Source organism: Streptomyces sp. enrichment culture (assembly GCF_964273145.1).
Lineage (GTDB): Bacteria > Actinomycetota > Actinomycetes > Streptomycetales > Streptomycetaceae > Streptomyces.
In genome coordinates, this window is record NZ_OZ186873.1 from 928373 (window position 1) to 947453 (window position 19081).

General features: G+C 71.9%; 19 protein-coding genes. 1 reads left to right on the forward strand and 18 read right to left on the reverse strand.

The window, feature by feature from the left end; all coding sequences use genetic code 11:
* Positions 1 to 57: 57 nt before the first annotated feature.
* From rpoZ to pyrR, 11 genes are all read right to left on the reverse strand, one after another.
* Complete coding sequence (gene rpoZ / locus ACSU6Z_RS04220; protein ID WP_004933985.1) at positions 58 to 330, reverse strand: DNA-directed RNA polymerase subunit omega; 273 nt, start codon at positions 328 to 330, stop codon at positions 58 to 60.
* Between the two features lie 51 nt (positions 331 to 381).
* Positions 382 to 939, reverse strand: coding sequence for a guanylate kinase (gene gmk, locus ACSU6Z_RS04225; RefSeq protein WP_437042983.1), 558 nt, complete (start codon positions 937 to 939; stop codon positions 382 to 384).
* Positions 940 to 976: 37 nt separating this feature from the next.
* Positions 977 to 1300 carry an integration host factor gene (locus ACSU6Z_RS04230; protein WP_190206445.1) on the reverse strand — a complete coding sequence of 108 codons (324 nt, stop codon included), beginning with the start codon at positions 1298 to 1300 and terminating at the stop codon, positions 977 to 979.
* 318 nt (positions 1301 to 1618) lie between these two features.
* Positions 1619 to 2464, reverse strand: a complete 846-nt coding sequence (pyrF, locus tag ACSU6Z_RS04235) for an orotidine-5'-phosphate decarboxylase (protein ID WP_437042985.1) — start codon at positions 2462 to 2464, stop codon at positions 1619 to 1621.
* Positions 2461 to 3567 carry a quinone-dependent dihydroorotate dehydrogenase gene (locus ACSU6Z_RS04240; protein ID WP_437042987.1) on the reverse strand — a complete coding sequence of 369 codons (1107 nt, stop codon included), beginning with the start codon at positions 3565 to 3567 and terminating at the stop codon, positions 2461 to 2463. The genes pyrF and ACSU6Z_RS04240 overlap by 4 nt, the downstream gene beginning before the upstream one ends.
* 59 nt (positions 3568 to 3626) lie before the next feature.
* Positions 3627 to 6935, reverse strand: coding sequence for a carbamoyl-phosphate synthase large subunit (gene carB, locus ACSU6Z_RS04245; RefSeq protein WP_437042989.1), 3309 nt, complete (start codon positions 6933 to 6935; stop codon positions 3627 to 3629).
* Positions 6928 to 8070 (reverse strand): glutamine-hydrolyzing carbamoyl-phosphate synthase small subunit, encoded by a 1143-nt coding sequence (gene carA / locus ACSU6Z_RS04250; protein WP_437042990.1) that lies wholly within the window; start codon positions 8068 to 8070, stop codon positions 6928 to 6930. Before carA ends, carB begins: the two co-directional genes overlap by 8 nt.
* Positions 8067 to 8636, reverse strand: coding sequence for a hypothetical protein (locus tag ACSU6Z_RS04255; RefSeq protein ID WP_437042993.1), 570 nt, complete (start codon positions 8634 to 8636; stop codon positions 8067 to 8069). Before ACSU6Z_RS04255 ends, carA begins: the two co-directional genes overlap by 4 nt.
* Complete coding sequence (locus ACSU6Z_RS04260) at positions 8633 to 9919, reverse strand: dihydroorotase (protein ID WP_437042995.1); 1287 nt, start codon at positions 9917 to 9919, stop codon at positions 8633 to 8635. Before ACSU6Z_RS04260 ends, ACSU6Z_RS04255 begins: the two co-directional genes overlap by 4 nt.
* A 3-nt stretch (positions 9920 to 9922) precedes the next feature.
* Positions 9923 to 10954 (reverse strand): aspartate carbamoyltransferase catalytic subunit, encoded by a 1032-nt coding sequence (locus tag ACSU6Z_RS04265; RefSeq protein WP_437042997.1) that lies wholly within the window; start codon positions 10952 to 10954, stop codon positions 9923 to 9925.
* A 121-nt stretch (positions 10955 to 11075) separates the two neighbouring features.
* Positions 11076 to 11648: a bifunctional pyr operon transcriptional regulator/uracil phosphoribosyltransferase PyrR gene (pyrR, locus tag ACSU6Z_RS04270; protein WP_437042999.1), complete on the reverse strand. Its 573-nt coding sequence runs from the start codon at positions 11646 to 11648 to the stop codon at positions 11076 to 11078.
* Between the two features lie 268 nt (positions 11649 to 11916).
* On the opposite strand from pyrR, the gene bldD reads away from it, so the two are divergent.
* Positions 11917 to 12420 carry a transcriptional regulator BldD gene (gene bldD / locus ACSU6Z_RS04275; RefSeq protein ID WP_043498969.1) on the forward strand — a complete coding sequence of 168 codons (504 nt, stop codon included), beginning with the start codon at positions 11917 to 11919 and terminating at the stop codon, positions 12418 to 12420.
* A 173-nt stretch (positions 12421 to 12593) separates the two neighbouring features.
* Here the strand turns inward: bldD and nusB are convergent, their stop codons facing one another.
* The 7 genes from nusB to aroC form a co-directional block, all read right to left on the reverse strand.
* Complete coding sequence (gene nusB, locus ACSU6Z_RS04280) at positions 12594 to 13028, reverse strand: transcription antitermination factor NusB (protein ID WP_437043001.1); 435 nt, start codon at positions 13026 to 13028, stop codon at positions 12594 to 12596.
* Between the two features lie 2 nt (positions 13029 to 13030).
* On the reverse strand, positions 13031 to 13597 hold the full coding sequence (gene efp, locus ACSU6Z_RS04285) for an elongation factor P (RefSeq protein WP_437021287.1): 567 nt from the start codon (positions 13595 to 13597) through the stop codon (positions 13031 to 13033).
* A 60-nt stretch (positions 13598 to 13657) separates the two neighbouring features.
* Positions 13658 to 14764, reverse strand: a complete 1107-nt coding sequence (locus ACSU6Z_RS04290; RefSeq protein WP_437043003.1) for an aminopeptidase P family protein — start codon at positions 14762 to 14764, stop codon at positions 13658 to 13660.
* A 257-nt stretch (positions 14765 to 15021) separates the two neighbouring features.
* Complete coding sequence (locus tag ACSU6Z_RS04295; RefSeq protein WP_437043005.1) at positions 15022 to 15852, reverse strand: Pro-rich N-terminal domain-containing protein; 831 nt, start codon at positions 15850 to 15852, stop codon at positions 15022 to 15024.
* Between the two features lie 160 nt (positions 15853 to 16012).
* On the reverse strand, positions 16013 to 17104 hold the full coding sequence (gene aroB / locus ACSU6Z_RS04300; RefSeq protein ID WP_437043007.1) for a 3-dehydroquinate synthase: 1092 nt from the start codon (positions 17102 to 17104) through the stop codon (positions 16013 to 16015).
* Positions 17101 to 17616 carry a shikimate kinase gene (locus ACSU6Z_RS04305; RefSeq protein ID WP_437043009.1) on the reverse strand — a complete coding sequence of 172 codons (516 nt, stop codon included), beginning with the start codon at positions 17614 to 17616 and terminating at the stop codon, positions 17101 to 17103. The genes aroB and ACSU6Z_RS04305 overlap by 4 nt, the downstream gene beginning before the upstream one ends.
* On the reverse strand, positions 17613 to 18797 hold the full coding sequence (aroC, locus tag ACSU6Z_RS04310; RefSeq protein ID WP_437043011.1) for a chorismate synthase: 1185 nt from the start codon (positions 18795 to 18797) through the stop codon (positions 17613 to 17615). Before aroC ends, ACSU6Z_RS04305 begins: the two co-directional genes overlap by 4 nt.
* Between the last annotated feature and the right edge of the window lie 284 nt (positions 18798 to 19081).

The window sequence follows — 19081 nt, forward strand, 5'->3', positions numbered from 1 at the left end:
CAGGCCCGGCAGTCGTGCTGCCGGGCCTGTGGAAAAGTCAGCTGCAGGCTGAAAGTACTACTGCCCGGGACCCTCGACGGCCTCGGAGGTCAGCAGTCCCGCGTTGATCTCGCGCAGGGCGATCGAGAGCGGCTTCTCGTGGACGTGGGTGTCGACGAGGGGACCGACGTACTCGAGGAGACCCTCGCCGAGCTGGGAGTAGTACGCGTTGATCTGGCGGGCACGCTTGGCCGCGTAGATCACGAGGCTGTACTTCGAGTCCGTGGCCTCGAGGAGCTCGTCGATCGGCGGGTTGATGATGCCCTCGGGCGCGGAGATGGAAGAGGACACGCTCTACCTTCCGATGGATGGGAAAGAATCAGTCGGCGTGATCCGTCACGATCACACAACGTCCATCAAGGCTAGCAGCTCGCTCGCCACATCCTCGACGGAGGTGTTGACCAGGGTCACGTCGAACTCCGGCTCGGCCGCCAGCTCGACCTTGGCCGCCTGGAGGCGGCGCTCGATCACCTCGGGCGGCTCGGTGCCCCGGCCGGTGAGCCTGCGCACCAGCTCCTCCCAGGAGGGGGGAGCCAGGAACACCAGACGGGCCTCCGCCATGGACTCGCGGACCTGCCGGGCGCCCTGCAGGTCGATCTCCAGGAGGACCGGGACCCCCGCTTCCAGGTGTTCCTGGACGGCCGCGCGCGGCGTGCCGTAGCGGTTGCCCGCGAACTCGGCCCACTCCAGCAGTTCACCGTTGGCGATCAGCTTGTCCATCTCCTCGTCGCTGACGAAGAAGTAGTGGACCCCGTGCTGCTCACCCGGGCGCGGCTTGCGGGTCGTCGCCGACACCGACAGCCAGACCTCGGGATGTTCCTTGCGCATATGGGCGACGACCGTGCTCTTGCCGACCCCCGAGGGGCCGGAGAGCACGGTCAGCCGCGGACGTTCACTCATGCAGCGATTATTCCAGCTGTCCCGGAGTGGTCCGGACTCAGTTGCCGGTGCTGCCGAACTCGCGCTCCAGGGAGGCGATCTGGTTGGAGCCGAGACCCCGCACGCGGCGGCTCTCGGAGATGCCGAGTCGCTCCATGATCTGCTTGGCGCGGACCTTGCCCACGCCCGGCAGCGACTCAAGGAGGGCGGAGACCTTCATCTTGCCGATGACGTCGTTCTCCTGGCCCTGCTTGATGACCTCGTGCAGGGAGGCGCCGGAGTGCTTGAGTCGATTCTTGACCTCGGCCCGCTCCCGGCGAGCCGCGGCGGCCTTTTCGAGCGCGGCTGCGCGCTGTTCAGGGGTAAGGGGCGGAAGAGCCACGCCTACGTCACCTCGGATGTCGAACTGTCGGATACGGACCGGTGAGGAACCTAGTCGCCCCACACCTGGGGAGCCATGAGCAACACGCTTGCCCATCGACTCTCGTCGGAGACTAGCGGGCAAGTCCGCCGGAGTCAGCGAGAACAGCGGAAAAGTCCTGGTCAGCCTCCGTCAGGACGGACATTTAGAACATATTCCCTCGGATTTGAGAATGGATCCAGACTCAAGTCCGTCCCGGGTCCACCCGTCCGAGGCGTCCGGAGGGGGCGCGCGGGGCCACCAGGGGCGCCGCCCCGCGCGCGGGGAGTCACGGAAGGGTTACTCGGAGGCGACGGCGGCCCGGATCTCCTCCGCGAAGCGGTCCGCCGCCCCGCGCAGCGCCGTGACGTCGGGGCCGTGACGAAGAACACCCCGGCTGACGTTCGGCACCACGTTGCCCACGACGCTCCCGAAGACCCGGGGCAGGTCCGCCGGAGTGGCCCCCTGGGCTCCGATGCCCGGTGCCAGCAGCGGGCCGTTGACGGCCAGGTCGTACGACGACAGGTCGCCCAGGGTGGCGCCGACGACCGCGCCGAAGGAGCCCAGCGGCTCCTGGTCCGCGTTCTCGGCGGCCAGGTGGGCCAGCACCGTCGCCGCGACGCTGCGCCCGTCGGCCCGGACGGCGTGCTGGACCTCGCCGCCCTCCGGGTTGGAGGTGAGCGCCAGCACGAACAGACCGGCCCCGCTCTCGCGCGCCAGCTCGACGGCCGGCTTCAGCGAACCGTAGCCGAGGTAGGGCGAGACGGTCAGCGCGTCCGAGAACAGCGGGGCGCCCGGGCGCAGGAAGGACTCGGCGTACGCGGCCATGGTCGAGCCGATGTCGCCGCGCTTGGCGTCCATGACGACCAGCGCGCCCGCCTCGCGCGCCTCGCGCACCGACGTCTCCAGGACGGCCACACCGCGCGCGCCGAAGCGCTCGAAGAACGCGCTCTGCGGCTTCAGGACGGCGACCCGGCCGGCCACGGCCTCCACGACCGTGCGGCTGAACCTCTCCAGCCCCGCCACGTCGTCGTTCAGGCCCCACTCGGCGAGCAGGGAGGCGTGCGGGTCGATGCCGACGCACAGCGGACCGCGCTCGTCCATCGCGCGGCGCAGACGGGCGCCGAAGGGCTCCAGAGGGCTCATGCGGACTTCCTCACGTCGGCGCCGACCGCGTCGGCGAGGGTGGCGTACGGGCTCTGGCGCAGGCGCGCGGCCAGCCCCTTGTGGACGGCGCGGCTCCAGAAGGGCCCCTGGTAGATGAAGGCGCTGTAGCCCTGGACCAGCGTGGCGCCGGCCAGGATGCGCTGCCAGGCGTCCTCGGCGGTCTCGATGCCGCCGACGCCCACGAGGGTGATCCGGTCGCCGACGCGCGCGTACAGGCGCCGCAGCACCTCCAGGGAGCGCGCCTTGAGCGGAGCGCCCGACAGGCCGCCGGCCTCCCCGGCCACGGCGGGATCGGAGCTCAGGCCGAGCCCCTGGCGCGCGATGGTGGTGTTCGTGGCGATGATGCCGTCCAGCCCCAGCTCCACGGCCAGATCGGCGACGGCGTCCACGTCCTCGTCGGCCAGATCCGGCGCGATCTTCACCAGGAGCGGGACGCGTCGGGCGGGGACCACCCGGTCGGCGGCGTCGCGGACCGCGGTGAGCAGCGGCCGCAGGTGGTCGACGGCCTGGAGGTCGCGCAGCCCCGGCGTGTTCGGGGAGGAGACGTTGACGACCAGGTAGTCGGCGTGCGGGGCGAGCCGCTCGGCCGACTTCACGTAGTCGGCGACGGCTTCGGCCTCCGGGACGGCCTTGGTCTTGCCGATGTTGACGCCGACGACCGTCTTGAAGACGGGCGTGCGGGAGGCCAGGCGGGCGGCGACGGCCAGCGAGCCGTCGTTGTTGAAGCCCATGCGGTTGATCAGCGCACGGTCCTTCACCAGCCGGAACAGCCGCTTCTTGGGGTTGCCGGGCTGCGGTTCGCCGGTCACCGTGCCGATCTCGACGTGGTCGAAGCCGAGCATCGCCATGCCGTCGATGCCGACGGCGTTCTTGTCGAAGCCGGCGGCGAGCCCGAACGGGCCGTGCATGCGCAGCCCGAACGCCTCCGTGCGCAGCTCCTTGTGGCGGGGCGCGAGCGCGGCGGCGACGAAGGTGCGCAGCACGGGGAGGCGGGCGGTGCGGCGGATCCAGCGGAAGGCCAGGTGGTGGGCCTGCTCCGGGTCCATCCGCTGGAAGAACAGGCGGAAGAAGAGCTCGTACATGTCTGGTGTGTGTCCTCATGAAGAGGGGGACACCGTTTCCGGTGTCCCCCTCGGGGCTGCTAGTCGCGGGCCGCGGTCAGGAATTCCGCGTGTTCCTGGAGCGAGCGGACGCCCACGTCACCGCGGTTGAGGGCGTCGATGCCCTGGACCGCCGCGGCGAGCGCCTGGACCGTCGTCAGGCACGGCACGGACCGCGCCACGGCCGCCGTGCGGATCTCGTAGCCGTCGAGGCGGCCGCCGGTGCCGTACGGGGTGTTGACGATGAGGTCGACCTGGCCGTCGTGGATGAGCTGGACGATGGTCTTCTCGCCGCCCGGGCCCTCCCCCTCGGACTGCTTGCGCACGACGGTGGCGTGGATGCCGTTGCGCTTGAGGACCTCGGCGGTGCCGGAGGTGGCGAGCAGTTCGAAGCCGTGGGCGACCAGCTCGCGCGCCGGGAAGATCATCGAGCGCTTGTCGCGGTTGGCGACCGAGATGAACGCCCGGCCCTTGGTGGGCAGCGGGCCGTAGGCGCCCGCCTGCGACTTGGCGTAGGCCGTGCCGAAGACGGAGTCGATGCCCATGACCTCGCCGGTGGAGCGCATCTCCGGGCCGAGGACGGTGTCGACGCCGCGGCCGTGGATGTCCCGGAAGCGGGACCACGGCAGGACGGCCTCCTTGACGGAGATCGGCGCGTCGAGCGGGAGCTCCCCGCCGTCGCCGTGCCTGGGCAGCAGGCCCTCGGCGCGCAGCTCGGCGATGGTGGCGCCCAGCGAGATGCGGGCGGCGGCCTTGGCCAGCGGCACCGCGGTCGCCTTCGAGGTGAAGGGGACGGTGCGCGAGGCGCGCGGGTTGGCCTCCAGGACGTAGAGGATGTCCCCGGCCAGCGCGAACTGGATGTTGATCAGGCCGCGGACGCCGACGCCCGCGGCGATGGCCTCGGTGGAGGCGCGCAGCCGCTTGATGTCGAAGCCGCCCAGCGTGATCGGGGGCAGGGCGCACGCCGAGTCGCCGGAGTGGATGCCGGCCTCCTCGATGTGCTCCATCACACCGCCGAGGTACAGCTCCTCGCCGTCGTACAGGGCGTCGACGTCGATCTCGATGGCGTCGTCGAGGAAGCGGTCGACCAGGACCGGCCGGGAGGGGCTGATCTCGGTGGACTCGGCGATGTACGACTCCAGGCGGGCCTCGTCGTACACGATCTCCATGCCACGTCCGCCCAGGACGTACGAGGGGCGCACCAGGACCGGGTAGCCGATCTCGTCGGCGATGGCCTTGGCCTCGGCGAAGGTGGTGGCGGTGCCGTGCTTGGGGGCCGGCAGGCCGGCCTCCTTCAGGACGCGGCCGAAGGCGCCGCGGTCCTCGGCGGCGTGGATGGCCTCGGGCGGGGTGCCGACGATCGGCACGCCGTTGTCCTTGAGTGCCTGCGCCAGACCCAGCGGGGTCTGGCCGCCGAGCTGGACGACGACGCCCGCGATGGGGCCGGCCTGCCGCTCCGCGTGGACGATCTCCAGGACGTCCTCCAGGGTGAGCGGCTCGAAGTACAGCCGGTCGGAGGTGTCGTAGTCGGTGGAGACGGTCTCGGGGTTGCAGTTGACCATCACGGTCTCGTACCCGGCGTCGCTCAGCGCGAAGGAGGCGTGGACGCAGGAGTAGTCGAACTCGATGCCCTGGCCGATGCGGTTGGGGCCGGAGCCCAGGATGATGACGGCCGGCTTCTCGCGCGGGGCGACCTCGGTCTCCTCGTCGTAGGACGAGTAGAAGTACGGGGTCTTCGCGGCGAACTCGGCGGCGCAGGTGTCGACCGTCTTGTAGACCGGGCGGATGCCGAGGGCGTGGCGGACCTCGCGGACGACGTCCTCGCGCAGGCCGCGGATCTCGGCGATCTGCTGGTCGGAGAAGCCGTGCCGCTTGGCCTCGGCGAGCAGGTCGGCGGTCAGCTCGGGCGCCTCGGCCAGCTCGTCGGCGATCTCCTTGATGAGGAAGAGCTGGTCGACGAACCACGGGTCGATCTTCGTGTACTCGAAGACCTCCTCGGGGGTGGCGCCCGCGCGGATGGCCTGCATGACCGTGTTGATGCGGCCGTCGGTCGGGCGGACCGCCCGCTCCAGCAGCTCCTGCTTGTCGCCGGGGTCGCCGACGAAGGTGAACTGGCTGTCCTTCTTCTCCAGCGAGCGCAGCGCCTTCTGGAACGCCTCGGTGAAGTTGCGGCCGATCGCCATGGCCTCGCCCACCGACTTCATGGTGGTGGTGAGGGTGGAGTCGGCGCTCGGGAACTTCTCGAACGCGAAGCGCGGGGCCTTGACGACGACGTAGTCGAGGGTCGGCTCGAAGGAGGCCGGCGTCTCCTGCGTGATGTCGTTCGGGATCTCGTCGAGGGTGTAACCGACTGCGAGCTTGGCAGCGATCTTCGCGATCGGGAAGCCGGTCGCCTTGGAGGCGAGGGCGGACGAGCGCGACACGCGCGGGTTCATCTCGATGACGATGACGCGGCCGTCGGCCGGGTTCACCGCGAACTGGATGTTGCAGCCGCCGGTGTCCACACCGACCTCGCGGATGATCGCGATACCGACGTCGCGCAGGATCTGGTACTCGCGGTCGGTCAGCGTCATCGAGGGCGCGACGGTGATCGAGTCGCCGGTGTGCACGCCCATGGGGTCGAAGTTCTCGATGGAGCAGACGACCACGACGTTGTCGTTCTTGTCGCGCATCAGCTCCAGCTCGTACTCCTTCCAGCCGAGGATGGACTCCTCCAGGAGCACCTCGGTGGTCGGGGAGAGCGTGAGGCCCTGGCCGGCGATACGGCGCAGCTCCTCCTCGTCGTGGGCGAAGCCGGAGCCGGCGCCGCCCATGGTGAAGGAGGGGCGGACGACGACCGGGTAGCCGCCGAGCGTCTCGACGCCCTTGAGGACGTCGTCCATGGAGTGGCAGATGACCGAACGGGCCGACTCGCCGTGCCCGATCTTCTTGCGGACCTCTTCCACGACCTCCTTGAACCGGTCGCGGTCCTCGCCCTTGTGGATCGCCTCCACGTTGGCGCCGATCAGCTCGACGCCGTACTTCTCCAGGACGCCGTTCTCGTGCAGCGAGATCGCGGTGTTCAGGGCCGTCTGGCCGCCCAGGGTGGGCAGGAGCGCGTCGGGGCGCTCCTTGGCGATGATCCTCTCGACGAACCCGGGGGTGATCGGCTCGACGTAGGTGGCGTCGGCGATCTCCGGGTCGGTCATGATCGTCGCCGGGTTGGAGTTCACCAGGATGACGCGCAGGCCCTCGGCCTTGAGCACGCGGCACGCCTGGGTGCCGGAGTAGTCGAACTCGGCGGCCTGGCCGATGACGATCGGGCCGGAGCCGATGACCAGGACGGACTGGATATCGGTGCGCTTAGGCACGCTGGCCCTCCATCAGGGACACGAAGCGGTCGAACAGGTAGGCGGCATCGTGCGGGCCGGCCGCCGCTTCCGGGTGGTACTGGACGCTGAAGGCCGGCTTGTCGAGGAGCTGGAGGCCCTCCACCACGTTGTCGTTGAGGCAGACGTGGGAGACCTCGACGCGGCCGAAGGGGGTGTCGGAGACCTTGTCGGTGGGCGCGTCCACGGCGAATCCGTGGTTGTGCGCGGTGACCTCGACCTTGCCGGTCGTGCGGTCCTGCACCGGCTGGTTGATGCCGCGGTGGCCGTACTTCAGCTTGTAGGTGCCGAAGCCCAGGGCGCGGCCGAGGATCTGGTTGCCGAAGCAGATGCCGAACAGCGGGGTGCCCCGCTCCAGCACCGCCTGCATCACGGAGACGGGGTGGTCGGCGGTGGCCGGGTCGCCCGGGCCGTTGGAGAAGAACACGCCGTCGGGGTCGACCGCGTACACGTCCTCGACGGACGCGGTGGCCGGGAGCACGTGCACCTCGATGCCGCGCTCGGCCATGCGGTGCGGGGTCATGCCCTTGATGCCGAGGTCGACGGCGGCGACGGTGAACTTCCTCTCGCCGATCGCGGGGACGACGTACGGCTCGGTGGTGGCGACCTCGGCGGAGAGGTCGGCACCCGTCATCTCGGGGGCCCTGCGGACCTCGGCGAGCATGGTGGCCTCGTCGCGGACCGCGTCGCCGGAGAAGATGCCGACGCGCATGGCGCCGCGCTCGCGCAGGTGGCGGGTGAGCGCCCGGGTGTCGACGCCGGAGATGCCGACGACGCCCTGGGCGTCCAGTTCCTCGTCCAGCGTGCGCCGCGAGCGCCAGCTGGAGGGCACGCGCGCGGGGTCGCGCACCACGTAGCCGGAGACCCAGATCCTCCTGGACTCCATGTCCTCGTCGTTGATGCCGGTGTTGCCGATGTGCGGGGCGGTCATCACGACGACCTGGCGGTGGTACGACGGGTCGGTGAGGGTCTCCTGGTAGCCGGTCATGCCGGTGGAGAACACGGCCTCGCCGAAGGTCGCCCCCACGGCCCCGTAGGCACGGCCGCGGAAGATCCGGCCGTCCTCCAGGACGAGCACGGCGGGAGTCCTGGCAGCTCCCCTGGTGGAGGTCGTCATCGTGCGCCTTCCGTTTCCGTCTTGTCGATCATTTGGTTCAGGGTGTCGACCCATTCGAGGTGCTCGGCCGCGTGGTCGGAGCGGAAACCGGAGTCGATCGATTTGCCGCCGTGGGCCCACGTCACCACCAGCAGGCCGCCCTCGGTGAGGACCTTGCCGGCGATGCCCTTGTCGAGGCGGGCCCCGCGCAGTTGCGCGGCCGGGATGAAGAAGTCGCTCGCGCCGGGGCGTACGACGTCGATCCCGGCGTCCGTCAGCGTGAGCTCGGCCCGGCTGCGGGTGCCCAGGCCGTGCGCCACGATGCGGTCGAGCCACTGCCCGGCGGTGGTGGACCCGTGGTAGCGGCCGCTCATGCCCAGTCTCACCGGGCCCGCGTCATCCGGCGCGGTGGGCAGTTCCGGCAGGTCGCCCTGGAGCGTGCCGCGCCACTTCCAGCCCTCGCGCATCAGCCAGTAGACCAGCGCGACGAACAGGAGGAGGCCGACGACCCAGCCGGCGCGGGCGGCCCAGTCGGTCACTTCCGCCGATTCCTTCTCGGCGGCCAGCAGGAGTACAGGTGGTGTCACGTGAGCTTCCCGTCGACGAGCGTGGCCTTGCCCCGCAGCCACGTGTGCGTCACACGGCCCGGCAGCTCACGCCCCTCGTAGGGGGTGTTGCGGCTGCGCGAGGCGAAGCCCGCGGGGTCCACCCGGCCACGGTATGCCGTGTCGACGAGGGTGAGGTTGGCGGGCTCACCAGCCGAGACGGGACGGCCGTGTCCGGTGGCCTGTCCGATCCGCGCGGGCTTGAAGGACATGCGGTCGGCGACGCCGGCCCAGTCCAGCAGACCCGTGTCCACCATGGTCTCCTGGACCACCGACAATGCGGTCTCCAGGCCGACCATGCCCATGGCGGCGGCGGCCCACTCGCAGTCCTTGTCCTCCTGCGGGTGCGGGGCGTGGTCGGTGGCGACGACGTCGATCGTGCCGTCGGCGAGCGCCTCGCGCAGCGCCATCACGTCACGCTCGGTGCGCAGCGGCGGGTTCACCTTGTAGACCGGGTCGTAGGTGCGCACCAGCTCGTCGGTGAGGAGGAGGTGGTGCGGGGTGACCTCGGCGGTGACCTGGATGCCGCGGGACTTGGCCCAGCGGACGATCTCCACGGAACCGGCCGTCGACAGGTGGCAGACGTGGACGCGGGAGCCGACGTGCTCGGCGAGCAGCACGTCCCGCGCGATGATCGACTCCTCGGCGACGGCGGGCCAGCCCCCGAGCCCCAGCTCGGCGGAGACGACGCCCTCGTTCATCTCGGCGCCCTCGGTCAGCCTCGGCTCCTGCGCGTGCTGGGCGACGACACCGCCGAACGCCTTCACGTACTCCAGGGCGCGGCGCATGATCTGCGCGTCGTGGACGCACTTGCCGTCGTCGGAGAAGACGGTGACGCCGGCCGCGGACTCGTGCATGGCGCCCAGCTCGGCGAGCTTGCGGCCCTCCAGGCCGACGGTGACGGCGCCGATGGGCTGCACGTCGCAGTAGCCGTGCTCCCTGCCGAGCCGCCAGACCTGCTCGACGACGCCGGCGGTGTCGGCCACGGGGAAGGTGTTGGCCATGGCGAACACGGCGGTGTAGCCGCCGCTGGCCGCCGCGCGCGTGCCGGTCAGGACGGTCTCGGAGTCCTCGCGGCCGGGCTCGCGCAGGTGGGTGTGGAGGTCGACCAGGCCCGGCAGCAGTACCTTGCCGTCGGCCTCGACGACCTCGGCGCCCCCGGCGGGCAGGCCCGTGCCGACCGCCTCGATGACCGCGCCGTCGATCAGCACGTCCTGCGGCTCGCCGCCGAGGATCCTCGCACCGCGGATCAGGGTCTTGCTCATGTCTTACTTCTCCTCCGTGGTGCGGGGTGCAGAGGTGGGCGCGGAGCGCCTCGATGCGGGGGCGGCGGTGGGCGACGGGTGGGTGACGGCGGGCTCGTTGCCGCCGAGCAGCAGGTACAGGACGGCCATGCGGATGGAGACGCCGTTGGCGACCTGCTCGACGACGGTGCAGCGGTCGGAGTCGGCGACCTCGGCGGTGATCTCCATGCCGCGGACCATCGGGCCGGGGTGCATGACGACGGCGTGCCCCGGCATCTTGGCCATGCGGTCGCCGTCGAGGCCGTAGCGGCGCGAGTACTCGCGCTCGGTGGGGAAGAACGCGGCGTTCATGCGCTCGCGCTGCACGCGCAGCATCATCACCGCGTCGGACTTGGGCAGCGTGGAGTCGAGGTCGTACGAGACCGAGCAGGGCCAGGTCTCCACGCCGACCGGCAGCAGGGTGGGCGGGGCGACGAGGGTGACCTCGGCGCCGAGGGTGTGCAGCAGGTCGACGTTGGAGCGGGCGACCCGGCTGTGCAGGACGTCACCGACGATCGTGATGCGCTTGCCGGCCAGGTCCTGGCCGAGCCCGGCGTCCCTGCCGACCAGGCGGCGGCGCATGGTGAAGGCGTCCAGCAGGGCCTGCGTGGGGTGCTGGTGGGTGCCGTCGCCGGCGTTGATGACGACCGCGTCGATCCAGCCGGAGTTGGCCAGGCGGTACGGGGCGCCGGAGGCGCTGTGCCGGATGACGACGGCGTCGACGCCCATCGCCTCCAGGGTCTGAGCGGTGTCCTTCAGGGACTCGCCCTTGGACACGCTCGACCCCTTGGCGGAGAAGTTGATCACGTCCGCGGACAGGCGCTTCTCGGCCGCCTCGAAGGAGATCCGGGTGCGCGTGGAGTCCTCGAAGAAGAGGTTCACGACGGTGCGGCCGCGCAGGGTCGGCAGCTTTTTGATCGGCCGGTCCGCGACCCGGGCCATTTCCTCGGCGGTGTCGAGGATCAGGACGGCGTCGTCGCGGGTGAGGTCGGCGGCCGAGATGAGATGGCGCTGCATCTTTCAGGCTCCGTAGGGCAGGTCATGCGGAGGAACGGGAGTTTTCGGGCAACCGGGCGCGTGCGTGGGCGCACCGGCCGGGCCTTGAGGCGGGCAGGGCCGCGCGCGAGGCCGGACGGGGCTAGTGCTGGGTGCCCGGAGCGGTCCGCTTGGCGCCGAGCAGCACGGTGTCGCGACCGTCCTCCTCGGCGAGCTGGACCTTGACCGTCTCCCGCAACGACGTGGGGAGGTTCTTGCCGACGTAGTCGGCGCGGATCGGCAGTTCGCGGTGACCGCGGTCGACGAGGACCGCGAGCTGGACCGCGCGCGGGCGCCCGATGTCGTTCAGGGCGTCCAGGGCTGCGCGGATGGTGCGGCCGGAGAAGAGCACGTCGTCGACGAGGACGACCAGCCGGCCGTCGATGCCGTCACCGGGGATCTCGGTGCGGGCCAGCGCACGCGGCGGGTGCATGCGCAGGTCGTCGCGGTACATGGTGATGTCGAGGGAGCCGGCCGGCACCTTGCGCTCGGTGATCTGCTCCAGCTTGGCGGCGAGCCGGCGGGCGAGGAAGACACCCCGGGTGGGAATGCCGAGGAGCACCACGTCGTCGGCGCCCTTGGCGCGCTCGACGATCTCGTGGGCGATACGGGTCAGTACCCGCGCGATGTCGGGGCCCTCGAGCACGGGCCGCGCATCGGACGCTTGCGTGTCCATACGAAACGGACCTCCTTCTCCGCCTCACGGGACGGACCTTAAAGGACGTCGGAATTGCGCCACCTACGGTAGCAGGTGCCGGAGAGTGCCCGGATCGCCGCCCCCGGGCCGGCCCGGGGGCGGCGATCCGGGCACTACCACGGCGGGTGCGGTGGGGACCATTCGGCTTGACGCAGGAGAGTAACGCTGCGTAACCTCACAGTGAGTTACCAACCGCGCGGCATGGGCACCGAGCCAGTCCGCGTCGACACAGTGTCCGGGGAGCCATATGTCCAGCGAATACGCCAAACAGCTCGGGGCCAAGCTCCGTGCCATCCGCACCCAGCAGGGCCTTTCCCTCCACGGTGTCGAGGAGAAGTCCCAGGGTCGCTGGAAGGCGGTCGTGGTCGGTTCGTACGAGCGCGGCGACCGCGCCGTGACCGTGCAGCGTCTCGCCGAGCTGGCGGATTTCTACGGCGTTCCCGTGCAGGAACTGCTGCCGGGCACCACCCCGGGCGGTGCCGCCGAGCCGCCGCCGAAGCTGGTCCTGGACCTGGAGCGGCTGGCCACCGTGCCGGCCGAGAAGGCGGGTCCCCTGCAGCGCTACGCGGCCACGATCCAGTCGCAGCGCGGTGACTACAACGGCAAGGTGCTCTCGATCCGCCAGGACGACCTGCGCACCCTCGCCGTCATCTACGACCAGTCGCCCTCGGTCCTCACCGAGCAGCTGATCAGCTGGGGCGTGCTGGACGCGGACGCGCGCCGTGCGGTGGCGGCCCACGAGGAGAGCTGAGCACCCTCCGGACCAGCAGAAACGTGTCGCCGGGGCGGCCGGGACCTTGATGGTTGCGGCCGCCCCGGCGGCTTTGTACGCGCTGGGGGCGCAAGGGCCCCGGTCCCGTGCCCGCTACCGGGACGCCGGGGCCCCGCAGCACACGTGCTGCGGGGCCCCGGCGTCTTCTTCGGTCAGCTCTCCTCGCGGCGCAGCGAGGGCTTCAGGTCCTTCAGGCGGCCCAGCAGGCCGTTGACGAACGAGGGGGACTCGTCCGTCGAGAACTCCTTCGCCAGCTGCACCATCTCGTCGAGGACGACGGCGTCCGGCGTCTCGTCGACCCAGATCAGCTCGTAGGCCCCAAGACGCAGGATGTTGCGGTCGACGACCGGCATGCGGTCGAGCGTCCAGCCGACCGAGTACTGGGCGATCAGCTCGTCGATGCGCCGCGCGTGCTCGGCGTAGCCCTCGACCAGCTCCATCGTGTACTCGCTCACCGGCGGCTGCCGGGTGTCGTTCCGGGAGTGCCGGACCCAGTCCGCGAGGACGGTCAGGACGTCGGCGCCGCGCTGGTCCCCTTCGAAGAGGATCTGGAAGGCGCGTTTGCGGGCCGTGTTGCGGGCAGCCACGGTTAGCTGTTCACCCGGCCGAGGTAGTCGCTCGTGCGGGTGTCGACCTTGATCTTCTCACCGGTGGTGATGAAGAGGGGGACCTGGATCTGGTGGCCGGTCTCCAGCGTGGCCGGCTTGGTGCCGCCGGTGGAGCGGTCGCCCTGGACGCCCGGCTCGGTCTCGGCGACCGTCAGCTCGACGGCGGCCGGGAGCTCGACGAAGAGCACCTCGCCCTCGTGCTGGGCGACGGTGGCGGTGAAGCCCTCGACGAGGAAGTTGGCGGCGTCGCCGACGGCCTTGCGGTCGACCATGAGCTGGTCGTAGGTCTCCATGTCCATGAAGACGAAGTAGTCGCCGTCCATGTACGAGAACTGCATGTCGCGCTTGTCGACAGTGGCCGTCTCGACCTTGACACCGGCGTTGAAGGTCTTGTCGACGACCTTGCCGGAGAGCACGTTCTTGAGCTTGGTGCGCACGAAGGCGGGGCCCTTGCCGGGCTTGACGTGCTGGAACTCGACGACGGACCAGAGCTGGCCGCCTTCGAGCTTGAGCACCATGCCGTTCTTGAGGTCGTTCGTGGAAGCCACGGTTGCGGAATCTCCTGGACTGACGTGGGACGACCCCGGGGCAGGCACTCAGCGCGGGGGCTAGAGCGCGAGCAGCTCCTTGGTCGTGATGGTGAGTAGCTCGGGTCCGCCGTCCGCCTCGGGGCGCACGACGAGCGTGTCATCGATCCGGACACCGCCCCGGCCCGGGAGGTGGACCCCGGGTTCGACGGTGACCGGCACGCAAGCGTCCAGTTTACCCATGGCCGAGGGGGTCAACTGAGGGTCCTCGTCGATTTCGAGCCCGACGCCGTGGCCGGTGAGGTCCGGCAGGCCGCCGGCGTACCCGGCGCAGTCCAGCACCTGGCGGGCGGCGCGGTCGACGTCCCGGCAGGGAGTACCGGGGACGAGGGCCTCCCGGCCGGCGCGCTGGGCGGCGAAGACCAGGTCGTACAGCTCGATCTGCCAGTCGGCGGGCGAGCTGCCGATGACGAACGTACGGCCGATCTCGCAGCGGTAGCCGCGGTAGGCCGCGCCGAGGCAGACGGAGAGGAAGTCGCCCTCCTCCACCCGGCGGTCGGTGGGGCGGTGGCCGGGGCGACCGGAGTGGGGGCCGGTGCCGACCGAGGTCGGGAAGGCGGGACCGTCGGCTCCGTGGTCGACCAGGCGGCGTTCCAGTTCCAGGGCGAGGTGGCGCTCGGTGCGGCCCACGAGGATGGATTCCAGGAGTTCGCCGAGGGCCTGGTCGGCGATCTCGGCACCGATGCGCAGGCAGGAGATCTCCTCCTCGTCCTTGACGACCCTGAGCTGTTCGACCGCGCAGTCCAGGCCGGTCAGGCGGAGGCCGGGGGCGGCGGAGCGGAGGGCTCGGTGACGGGTCACCGTGAGGTGGTGCTCCTCCACGGCGAGGCAGTCGGCGCCCTGCGCGGCGGCGAGGCCGGTGGCGGCGACGGCCGGGTCGACCGCGGAGCCGGGCAGGATGCGTACGCCCAGTGCCTCGTCGGGGCGGCCCTGCGTGGAGCGGTCGTCCAGGGGGCCCGCGCACAGCAGCAGGTCGTCGGTGACGCCCAGCAGCAGGACGGCGCCGTGCGGGGCGGCACCCGCGAGGTAGCGCACGTTGGCGGGGCGGGAGACCAGGACCGCCGCGCCGCCGCCCGCGGTGCAGCGTTCGCGGAGGCGGGTTCGGCGGGCCGCGTACACCTCTGACATGAGCCGAGCGTACGAGGGGCGGGCGGTCGCCGCCGGTCGGGCGGGGCCGACCGGGCGTCACACGGGGTTTTGGCGGCGGGCGCCCGGCGGCGGGGCGGATCGGGCCGGGGGGCGGTGGCGCGGCGGGCACCCCGCGTCACCGCGCGGGCCCTCGCCGGGCCGGCCGTGGGCGCCGGCTGCGACCGGCTGAGCGACGGGCCGCGCCGCGGCGGCACGTCCCCTTGCGCCCCCGCGCGGCCGCGGGCCTCCGGGTGCGGTCACCACTTGGGCGGGCTCGCCAACGAGCGGGCGAGTACCTCGTCCAGTACGCGGGCCGTCTCGGGGATGTCGAGCTGGGAGTTGTCGATGATCGGCAGGCCCGAGCCGTACCAGCCGGCCATACGGCCGTGGATGCGGGCCACTTCCTCGTCGGTGAGGCGGCGGTTGCCGGTGCGTTCGGCGTTGCGCTCCAGGACGATGTCCAGGCCGGGGAGGATGACGACCGGCAGCAGGCCGGGGCCCACGTGCCGTTTCCAGCCGCCGAGGCCGACGACGGGGCGGTCGGGGAAGACGGCGTCGTCGAGGATGCACGAGATGCCGTTGGCGAGGAAGTTGCGCGCGGCGAAACCGCAGGTGCGGCGGGCCAGGCGGTACTGGGCCTCGGAATTGTCGTTCCATCCCGCCTGGGGGTCGGCGAAGCCCGAGCGGACCCATTCGCGTACGTCGTCGAGGCTGATGTGGGCGGTGGGGGCCCGGCGGTGGTCCGCCCAGTACTTGGCGACGCTGGTCTTGCCGGCGCCCGCGGGCCCGATGAGCAGCACGGCGAGGGTCGTGGTGGCCGGATCCGGGGCAGGCGGTGCGCCGGGCACGGGGGCGCCGGCGGGCGGCGGGACGTGGCCCGGGGCCTCGGGGGCCGGGGCGTGCGCGGGAGCCTGGGCCGGGTGCGGCGGCGGGCCGGGGTGGGCCGGTGCCGCAGGTGGCACGGGAAGGGGGCCCTGGGGCACTCCGGGGTGGGGTCCCGGGTGGTGTGCGGCCGGGGACCAGCCCGGGGCCGGTCCGTGCCCCGGCTGGTGGGGCGGCGGCAGCGGAGAACCCACTGCGTGCTGCATCCGGTGCCACTCCGTCTCGTACAGGCGATGGGCGCTGACAGCGGGCGTACCCGCCCGCTACGGAACGGTACCGCCCCCGGCCGTCGTTTGGTGAACGGCCGGGGGCGGTCCCAAGTGCCCGCCGTGAAAGGCGAACCGGGCGCAAGGCGCACCGGTGGACCTACTGGCCCACTTCTCCGTAGGCGGCGAGGAGGACGGCCGGGTCGGGGCCCTCCAGGACGGTGGGCTTGGCCAGGCCGTCCAGGACGATGAAGCGCAGCAGGTCGCCGCGGGACTTCTTGTCGACCTTCATGTTCTCCAGCAGCTTGGGCCACTGGTCGTAGCGGTAGTGGAGGGGGAGTCCGACCGCTTCGAGGATGGTGCGGTGGCGGTCGGCGGTGGCGTCGTCCAGCCGGCCGGCGAGGCGGCCCAGTTCGGCGGCGAAGTGCATGCCGACGGAGACGGCGGCGCCGTGGCGCCACTTGTAGCGCTCGTTCTTCTCGATGGCGTGGCCGAGGGTGTGGCCGTAGTTGAGGATCTCCCTGCGGCCCGACTCCTTCAGGTCGCAGGAGACCACGTCGGCCTTGACCCGGATCGAGCGTTCGATCAGCTCGGCGGTGTGCGGCCCGGCCGGGCTGCGGGCGGCCTCGGGGTCGGCCTCGATGAGGTCGAGGATCACCGGGTCGGCGATGAAACCGGCCTTGATCACTTCGGCGAGCCCGGAGACGTAGTCGTTGACCGGGAGGGAGTCGAGGGCGGCGAGGTCGCACAGGACGCCGGCGGGCGGGTGGAAGGCTCCCACCAGGTTCTTGCCCTCGGCGGTGTTGATGCCGGTCTTGCCGCCGACGGCCGCGTCCACCATGGCCAGGACGGTGGTGGGGACGGCGATCCAGCGCACGCCGCGCAGCCAGGTCGCGGCCACGAACCCGGCGACGTCCGTGGTGGCTCCGCCGCCCACGCCGACGATGACGTCGGTGCGGGTGAAGCCCGACTGGCCCAGCGCCTTCCAGCAGTAGGCGGCGACCTCGGCGGTCTTGGCCTCCTCGGCGTTGGGCACCTGGATGGCGATGGCCTCGTAGCCCTGCTCGGCCAGGTCGGCGCGGAGCGCGTCCCCGGTCTCGGCGAGGGACTCGGGGTGGATGACGGCGACCCGCCGGGCCTTGTCCCCGACCAGTCCGGCGAGTTCTCCGAGGAGCTGACGGCCGACCAGCACCTCGTAGGGGTCGGTGCCCGCGGTGCCGGCGACCTGGATCCGGGTGACTGCCTCGCTCATGCTTCCTTCAACTCCAGTGCTTCCAGGGCGGCTTCGACAACCTCGTCGGGGGTGCGTCCGTCGGTGGCCACGATGGCCGTGGCGACCTCCTCGTAGAGGTGGCGGCGCGCCTCCATCAGCTCGCGCCACTGTCTGCGCGGGTTGATCGCGAGCAGCGGGCGGGCGGTGTTCAGCCCGGTGCGCCGGACCGCCTCCTCGACGTCCATCGAGAGGTAGAGGACCCGGTGGCCGGCGAGCAGCGCGCGCGTGTCCGGGTCCAGGACGGCGCCGCCGCCGAGGGCGAGGACGCCGTCGTGCTCGGCCAGCGCGGCGCGCACGGCCCGCTTCTCGATCGCGCGGAAGGCGGGCTCGCCCTCGTCGACGAAGATGTCCGCGATCGCCCGGCCCTGCCCGGCCACGATGTCGTCGTCCGTGTCCCGGTAGGCGACACCGAGCCGCTGGGCCAGCAGCTGCCCCACGGTGGACTTGCCGACCCCCATCGGGCCGACGAGGACCAGCAGCGGACCGCTCACCGGATCGCCAGGTTCTCGAGGTAGCTCCGGACGTTGCGGCGGGTCTCCGGCACGCTGTCGCCGCCGAACTTCTCCGCCACCGCGTCCGCCAGGACGAGGGCGACCATCGCCTCGGCGACGATGCCGGCCGCCGGCACCGCGCACACGTCCGAGCGCTGGTGGTGGGCCTGCGCGGGCTCGCCCGTCACCACGTCCACGGTCTTCAGCGCGCGCGGCACGGTCGCGATCGGCTTCATGGCCGCGCGCACGCGCAGCAGCTCGCCGGTGGTCAGGCCGCCCTCGGTGCCGCCGGAGCGGCCGGAGGCCCGCCTGATGCCCTCCGGAGTGGTGACGATCTCGTCGTGCGCGCGGGAACCCGGTACCCGGGCCAGGTCGAAGCCGTCACCGACCTCGACGCCCTTGATCGCCTGGATGCCCATGAGCGCCGCCGCCAGACGGGCGTCCAGCCTGCGGTCCCAGTGCACGTGGGAGCCGAGGCCGACCGGCACGCCGTACGCCAGCACCTCCACCACGCCGCCGAGGGTGTCGCCGTCCTTGTGGGCCTGGTCGATCTGGGCGACCATCGCCTTGGAGGCGTCCGCGTCCAGGCAGCGCACCGGGTCCGCGTCCAGCTTCTCCACGTCCGCCGGGGTCGGGTACACGCCGTAGGGGGCCTTGGCGGAGGCGAGTTCGACGACGTGGCTGACGATCTCGATGCCGGCCGTCTCCTTCAGGTACGACCGGGCCACCGCGCCGAGCGCCACGCGGGCGGCGGTCTCGCGGGCGGAGGCGCGCTCCAGGACGGGCCGGGCCTCGTCGAAGCCGTACTTCTGCATGCCGGCGAGGTCGGCGTGGCCGGGGCGCGGGCGGGTCAGCGGCGCGTTGCGGGCCAGCCCGTCCAGCACCTCGGGGTCGACCGGGTCGGCCGCCATGACCTGCTCCCACTTGGGCCACTCGGTGTTCCCCACCATGATCGCCACCGGGGAGCCGAGGGTCAGGCCGTGCCGGACGCCGCCGAGGAAGGTGACCTCGTCCCGCTCGAACTTCATGCGGGCACCGCGCCCATAGCCCAGCCGCCGCCTCGCCAGGTGGTCCGCCACCATGTCCGTGGTGATCGGCACGCCGGCGGGGAGGCCCTCCAGCGTCGCGACGAGTGCGGGACCGTGGGACTCCCCCGCGGTCAGCCAGCGCAACCTGCTCAACGGTGCTCCTCAGTGCTCGCGCCCCGGTACTGCCCTGCGTACGCGCGTCCTCGCGCGTGGCGACGGCGTGACCAGGTGCGCGGGTCCCGGTCCGCCGCCTCCGATCCTCCCACGTCCGCGCCCCGGCCCGGCCGCCGGTCCGTCAGGCGGACGGCGGCCGGCGCCGCGGCGGGCCGCGCGGGGCGTCGCCCTGCGGCTGCCGGGGAGCGTGGGAGCCCCGGGCCGCCGGCGCCGCCCCGCCCGGTCCGCCGCGGCGCGTACGGGCCCGGACGGTCGGCGGCGCG